This window comes from Acrocarpospora pleiomorpha (genome assembly GCF_009687885.1).
GTDB lineage: Bacteria > Actinomycetota > Actinomycetes > Streptosporangiales > Streptosporangiaceae > Acrocarpospora > Acrocarpospora pleiomorpha.
On sequence record NZ_BLAF01000037.1, the window covers coordinates 1 to 2839 of the forward strand.

Annotated in this window: 3 protein-coding genes; all 3 read right to left on the reverse strand. The window is 67.7% G+C overall.

The window, feature by feature from the left end; translation table 11 throughout:
* Positions 1–105: 105 nt before the first annotated feature.
* Entirely contained in the window at positions 106–306 is a 201-nt protein-coding gene (locus tag Aple_RS53650; protein WP_218038551.1) for a hypothetical protein, read from the reverse strand.
* Positions 307–912: 606 nt separating this feature from the next.
* Positions 913–2220, reverse strand: coding sequence for a hypothetical protein (locus Aple_RS29035; protein WP_155347891.1), 1308 nt, complete (start codon positions 2218–2220; stop codon positions 913–915).
* Positions 2217–2726: an enolase C-terminal domain-like protein gene (locus tag Aple_RS29040; RefSeq protein WP_246264857.1), complete on the reverse strand. Its 510-nt coding sequence runs from the start codon at positions 2724–2726 to the stop codon at positions 2217–2219. Before Aple_RS29040 ends, Aple_RS29035 begins: the two co-directional genes overlap by 4 nt.
* Positions 2727–2839: the final 113 nt, after the last annotated feature.

Genomic DNA, 2839 nt, shown 5'->3' on the forward strand with positions numbered 1-2839 from the left:
GAACGGCGATCGCCGCTTCGGCCCGATCGATCGCCCGCGCCAGGGCCACGATCTCGGCCATCGCCGACTCCACGTCGGAGGGCACCCGCGAGTCGTCGGCGGCGATCACCTCGATCTGGTGCAGCCACTCCCGTATCGCCGCCCCGGCCAAACCCGGATCAGGGTGATCAGAACGGCCAGGATGATCAGAACGATCGGAGCGGCCAGAGTAATCAGAGCGATCGGGTTGATCGGGGCGATCGGGGCGATCGGGGTGATCCCCGCACCCCGCATCACGACCAGCGCCCTGATCGGTCCTCCGTCCATGACCGGCACCCCGCTCAGTCTCCTCGGCACCGCGATCAGCCCCCCAAGCAGCCAAGGAGGGGGTGGGATCAGTGGGGGAAGAGGTGGTGGCACGGTGGTCAGGGAACAGGACTGCACCCGATGCCGTCATCGTGGACCACCTCCTGTCGTGGATCGGCTGGTCGACCTTCCGCCAGGATATCGCTCGCACGTTCGATTAGCAACTTTGTGTAGTCACATATGTGCGAATTGTCAGTGAGGTGTGGTGTTGTCTTCGTGGCGCGTCAGTGCTGTTCCCTGGTGCGGGACGGGATCCATGGGAGCGCTGCGGGAGCGCTGTGTGAGGGACGTGCGCGTCGCGTGTTCCCCGGTGCAGGGCCACCCGGGGCGGTGTGCGGCTGTTCCCGGGAGATGGCAAAGCGCATGGCAGCGCCGGGCGGGTAGGTGCCTCCACGCGGGCGGTGTTGCCTCCACGGAGGCGCGGATGGATTCCCGATCTGGACCTGTGCAGCACGGTATGGCCGCGAGCATGACGACTGGCCAAAGGCCGCCGTGGAGCGGAAAGAAGGATCGGCCCGCGCGTTTGGAAAGGGCACCTGGAAGGGCGGCTCGGGGTGGCTGGCGTGGTCAGCGGGCGGGTTGGGGCTTGAGCAGGTGTAGTGCGCTCGTCAGTGCGGATAGGCGGGGTGGTGAGGCTAGGCCGAGATGGTAGAGGTGGAGTTCGTTGGCGCCCGCTTGGGTGAGGGTGGTGAAGGTGCGGGCGAGTTGTTCGGGGTCGGGGGCTTTCGGGGGCAGGATCGTTGTGTACGCGCCTAGCTTTCGGCAGGAACCGGCCAAATCCGTGAGGTTCGCGCTGGCTTCTTCGTCGGTTCCCCAGCATGGGGCGACGACTCCCGTGAGCGCTTGGTCGGAGTCGGTGATCTGGCGGCGTGGGGCAAAGAGAGCGCTGCCGGGGAGCTGCTGATCAGGCACCGACGTGGTCGTCCTGCGCTCGAGCTGCTGATCAGGCGCTGACGTGGTCGTCCTGCGCTCGGGCTGCTGATCAGGCGCTGACGTGGTCGTCCTGTGCTCGGGCTGCTGGTTAGGCGTCGACGTGGTCGTCCTGTGGTTGGAGGTGGGGAATGGGGAGAACGAGCCGGTTGACCAGGGGTCGGCGGAGGCGTGGAGGCGGATGGGGTGGTTGTGGGCGGCCTTGATCACTCTGGTGTGGAGCGTGGTGGTGAGGGTTGTTCGGAGGGCGCTGAGTTGGGGGGTCAGGTCGCCTAGGGCGGCTTCCATGGAGGGGGGTGAGGTGTCGATGGCGGCGCGAACTTGGGCTTGGAGGGTGTCGGGATATTTCGGGGTGCAGGCGGTGCAGAAGCAGAGGGAGAGAAGGGCTGATTGGGTGGGGGTCCAGTCGGCGCCTGCGGTTTTGTCGTGGACGGACTGGTGGGCGATGCCCATGGGGCCGCAGGCTTCCAGGATGATTCCGTCGGGTTCGCCTAGGTCGATGATCTCGCTGACCAGGTTGGCGCAGTAGTCGAGGACGTCGGGGTGGGACGGGCAGAGCGCGTGCGGGTACGGGTCGCCGAAGGCGTTGCGTACGGTCAGGGCGGGGTGGGCGCGGCCGAGGGAGGTGTTGTGGGTGAGGACCGTCCAGGCGTGGACGGGGAGGCCGGTGGATTTCAGGGCGTCCCGGGCTTGGAGGTAGGCGTCGGGTGGGGTCCATGACGGGCTTTTCGGGGTTAGGGGGCCGTAGGCGTCTCGCCGTACGGGGAGGTAGAGGGCGGAGTGGGGGACTTCCAGGACGCGGTGGGCGGGGTGGAAGGGGGTGGCGGCGCGGGTGGAGTGGTAGGAGGCGGCGAGGGCTATCGCGTCCACGCCGGTCGCGGCCAGGCGTTCGGGGGCGGCGGGGTCGCCGACGATATCCCAGGGGAAGACGTAGCCGAAGTTCACCAGCGGGGCCTCGTGGTGGGGAACGTGGGGTCGAAACGTCGTATGTAGCCGGTGTCGTCGCGGACGGTGAGGCCGGATTTGACGTACTGCTCGTGCATGATGGCGAGGGCGTCTCGGTCGAGTTCGATGCCTAGGCCGGGGGTGGTGGGGACGGGGACGGAGCCGTGGGTGAAGCGGAGCGCGCCGGGGGCGATGACGTCCTGGCCGTCCTGCCAGGGGGTGTGGGTGTCGCAGGCGGTGGTGACGTTCGGGACGGCGGCGGCCAGGTGGGTCATGGCGGCGAGGCTGATGCCCAGGTGGGAGTTGGAGTGCATCGAGAGGGCGATGCCGAAGGTTTCGCAGAGGCGGGCGAGTTGGACTGAGCGTGCTAGTCCGCCCCAGTAGTGGTGGTCGGAGAGGAGGACGCCGATCGCGGATTGGGCGATGGCGGGGGGTAGGTGGTCGTACGTCACTACGCACATGTTGGTGGCGAGGGGCATGGGGGCTTCGGCGGCGACGGCGGCCATTCCTGGTATGCCGGATGTGGGGTCTTCCAGGTATTCGAGGTTCCGTCGAGGGCGTGGGCGACTCGGATCGAGGTTTCGATGGACCAGAGGGCGTTGGGGTCGAGGCGGAGGGG

What these genes read in the sequence shown, in the direction of transcription:
- Aple_RS29040 (WP_246264857.1), bottom strand. Translation starts at nt 2,726, where the DNA reads ATGGCCGCCGTCGCCGCCGAAGCCCCCATGCCCCTCGCCACCAACATG.
- Aple_RS53650 (WP_218038551.1), bottom strand. Translation starts at nt 306, where the DNA reads ATGGACGGAGGACCGATCAGGGCGCTGGTCGTGATGCGGGGTGCGGGG.